Source organism: Haladaptatus sp. (assembly GCF_049589095.1).
GTDB lineage: Archaea > Halobacteriota > Halobacteria > Halobacteriales > Haladaptataceae > Haladaptatus.
On sequence record NZ_JBAWAC010000401.1, the window covers coordinates 1 to 3,455 of the forward strand.

The 3,455-nt window shown below is 60.3% G+C and carries 3 protein-coding genes and 1 pseudogene; 2 read left to right on the forward strand and 2 right to left on the reverse strand.

Annotated elements, in window-relative coordinates; genetic code table 11:
- Positions 1-336: 336 nt before the first annotated feature.
- Positions 337-1,131, reverse strand: coding sequence for an ABC transporter permease subunit (locus tag WBV42_RS12625; RefSeq protein WP_253228483.1), 795 nt, complete (start codon positions 1,129-1,131; stop codon positions 337-339).
- Between the two features lie 12 nt (positions 1,132-1,143).
- Positions 1,144-2,037 (reverse strand): ATP-binding cassette domain-containing protein, encoded by an 894-nt coding sequence (locus WBV42_RS12630; protein ID WP_423986345.1) that lies wholly within the window; start codon positions 2,035-2,037, stop codon positions 1,144-1,146.
- A gap of 128 nt (positions 2,038-2,165) precedes the next feature.
- On the opposite strand from WBV42_RS12630, the gene WBV42_RS12635 reads away from it, so the two are divergent.
- A complete protein-coding gene (locus WBV42_RS12635) occupies positions 2,166-2,855 on the forward strand; it encodes a DUF7504 family protein (protein ID WP_423986346.1) in 690 nt (229 codons plus the stop codon).
- Between the two features lie 21 nt (positions 2,856-2,876).
- Positions 2,877-3,455 (forward strand): annotated as a pseudogene (locus tag WBV42_RS12640) (hypothetical protein); the annotation flags it as partial.

Below are 3,455 nucleotides of genomic sequence, written 5' to 3' on the forward strand. Positions count from 1 at the left end.
CTTCGTGAGTGACGCAGGAGCGAGCGAACGGCTCGTCAGAGCTTTGCTCTGACGGTGGACGACGAGCGTAGCGAGGAGTCGGTGGGGGAGGACGTGGTGTGGTGCGGTTGCAGTGTTTGGGTGTTCCCGTGAGCGAAGCAAACGGGGGCTCGTCGGACCGTGTCTCCGACGATGGGTTGAAAGGGGGCGCGAGCGGGCGGGGGCTTTCGGGGCGGTCTACCTCTCAGTAACTGTAACTACACACCAGCAAAATATACTGTTTCGTAGCGAACGGTCGAAGACTTTCGAGGTAGTCTTCGCTACTCCGTCGATAGAATCTGTTGTAACGTCCCGTCGTCACACGTCCCGTCGTTCGAACAGTTCGGCGCTGAGGACCAACAAACCGATGGCTGCGACGGCGAGGATGGCAAAATCGTGGAGCGAAATCGTTCCATCAGTGAGAATTTTCCCCACGTCGAAGTAGCGCGTGAAGGCGAAATCCCCGATCCAGTCGTAGTCGGTGTCGAACGTGGTGGAGTCCACGAGGAACATCGCGAATATCCCTCCGACGGCGACCGTCCGGGCGCGGCGAGCCGTGTCGAACCGGACGGAGGCGAGCATGCCGAGGCTCGCGCACGCGAGGAAATACACGATAGAGTAGGCGTGCAGGGTGAACAGGTAGGCGGGGTCGAGGTACTCGCCGATGAACTGGACGCCGAGGTAGACCGCGAGGAAGCTGATGGCGTTGACGACGAACATGCTCGGAACGAGCGCGAGGTACTTCCCGACGACGAGGCGGGTTCGCGTGACCGGATGGGCGAGAACCAAATCGAGCGTGTCGTTCTCGACTTCACCTGCGATGCTCGACGCGGCGGCGTAGGCGTAGTAGATGCCGAGGCCGAGGAGCCACGCGATCTGGTAGAACTGCGAGGCGAGGTAGCCGTCGATGGTCGTGATGCTCTCGACGTTGCCGATGAACGCGCGGCGGGCGTCCTCCGGGAGGTTCTGGACGTAGGTGTCGAAATCAGCCCCCGACTGCTGAATCGATGGGAACAGCGCGACGATGAGGACGATGAAGACGACGAGCGATGCCGACAGTAACAGCGTTCCACGGACGCGCCGTCCCATCTCGAAATTCGTTATCTCGAACATCCTGTCTCCCACCTACGACTCCGGTTCACCGCCGTAGAACTGCATGAACACGTCTTCGAGCGACGTCTCTTCGACCTCCAAATCTCGGATCGAGTAGTCGTCGAGAACGTCCACGAGACCGTCGAAGTTACCCGTAACGACCAGTCGATAGTAGCCGTCCTCGTCGCGGCTACTGTCGATGGCTCCGTCGAACAGCAACTCGTCCGGATCGGGCGTTTCCACGAGGTCGAGGCGGACGATCTTTCCGCTCTTTCGCAACAGTTCACCGATGTTCTCCAGCGCGACGAGGCGACCGTCGCGGATGATACCGACGCGGTCACACACCTTCCGAACTTCGCTCAGGACGTGGGTCGAGAACAACACCGTGACCCCCCGCTCGCGCTCGTCGAGCAGCAGTTCGTACAGTTCGTTCTGTGCGAGCGGGTCGAGTCCCGCCGTCGGTTCGTCCATGATGAGGAGGTCGGGGTCGTGCATGAACGCTTGTACCAGCGCCAATTTCTGGCGGTTTCCCCGCGAGTAGGTCTTCACGTTTCGGTCGATGGGGACGGGGAACCTGTCGAGCAACTCCTCGCGGCGCTCGTCGCCGGAGAGTGCCGCGAAGTAATCGAGTAGCTCCGCTCCGGTGACGTTTCCGTAGATCGTCGCGTCGCCGGGGACGTATCCGATCCGATGTTCGACGCTTCTCGTCCGCTCGGTGACGGTGTGCCCGAGCACCTGCGCGGTTCCGCTCGTCGGGCGCAGGAGGCCGAGAAGGACTCGGATCGCGGTCGATTTCCCCGCCCCGTTCGGTCCGAGAAAACCGAACACTTCTCCCGGTTCGATGGAAAGCGTCAGGTCTTCTACTCCTCGAACGTCCCCGTAATACTTGGTCAGTTCCTCGATGGCGATCGGCTCCGGCGCGGACACCGGAAAGTGAACGTTTGCGAACGACTTATACGATTCGCCGGAACACTCGGCGTCGTTCGGCATCGTAGTACCGAGGAATGACGGCGTTCCCAGAACCCTTATTTCATCATCCAACGTACATCTGTATAATGACTTCTCGCCTCGAATTTCAGAACGAGTCGGGCGAGGGTTCCACCGTCCAACACGTGACGTTCATGGAGTGGCTTTCCGGCTTGAAAGCCAGGGGCAGTAACCTTCTCGTCACGGGCGAGGTTCCCAAGGAAACGAGTGCCGAGTTCAGCCGGACACTGTTTGGACAGGGAGAACGAACGCGAATTCTCGGACTCATCAACCCGACGACGATGGACGCGGAGTCGTATCTCCCGGGTACATCGAACGGGCCAGAGACACAGGTGATCGACCAGCGCCCGGAATACCGTGCGGCGACGGCCGACGATTCGACTGCCGCTCGGCCGACCGACATCGATCGAGAATCGTTCCGCTCGGCGCTGGTTTCGGCGATCGAGGTTCACAACGACCGAAACGGTGGGTTCGAGCCCGCCGAACTACGGCTTGGCCTCGATTCGGTCGAGGTGTTGGAGATGAACGACGACCTCGTTTCGCTCACGCAGTTCCTACGGGGGATTACCGCACTCGTTCGTGGGGTCAACGGAATGGCACACTATCACCTTCGCGTCCCGGACGACGACCCGATGGTGGACGAGCTATCGCCCCTGTTCGACGCACGCATCGAACTGCGAAAACGACCGGGGCGGGCAGAACAGCGCTGGCACGTACCGACGCTCGATGAGACGACGGACTGGGTAGAACTATCGTAGGTAACGGGAAACACAAGGAGAATGGAGTTTCGACGGCACACGGAGCGTGATGGGCTCGATATCCACGACCCCATCGAAAACGTCAGGTTTGCGTTGTTTACGTCGAGCGCCGTCGATTTGATGCCTGCCGACACGTCGATATTTTACTTTCCGGTCGATGCCGCCGTCGAAATCGAGACGACCGCTCTCGAAGTGCCGAAATCGGTTCCGGTCACGATTCGCCACAGTGATGGCACGATGGTGGCGGAGACCTCGGACGAATCGGACTGTTCCTTCGAACCCGGGGCGTATCTGGTCGAGTTGAGTTCGACACCGATGAAGCTGTATCTGTTATTCGATAGTTCGCTGCAAATCGAATACGAGGGAAATGGGGCCTTCTTTTCGTTCGACCCCGACACCACCGTTTACGTCGGTGCGCGCTCGTACCACGACCAGCCAGCGGGGACGATAACCGTCACCGACGACACCCGGGACGTGATGCGCGCCATCTCGCTGTTCGGATCGGCGCTGAAGACGCTCTCGCCCGAGCGCTCGTATCCGACGTTACGGGGACATCCGCCGCTCATCGAGTACGGTGAGGAGTTTTCCGCGCCCGATACC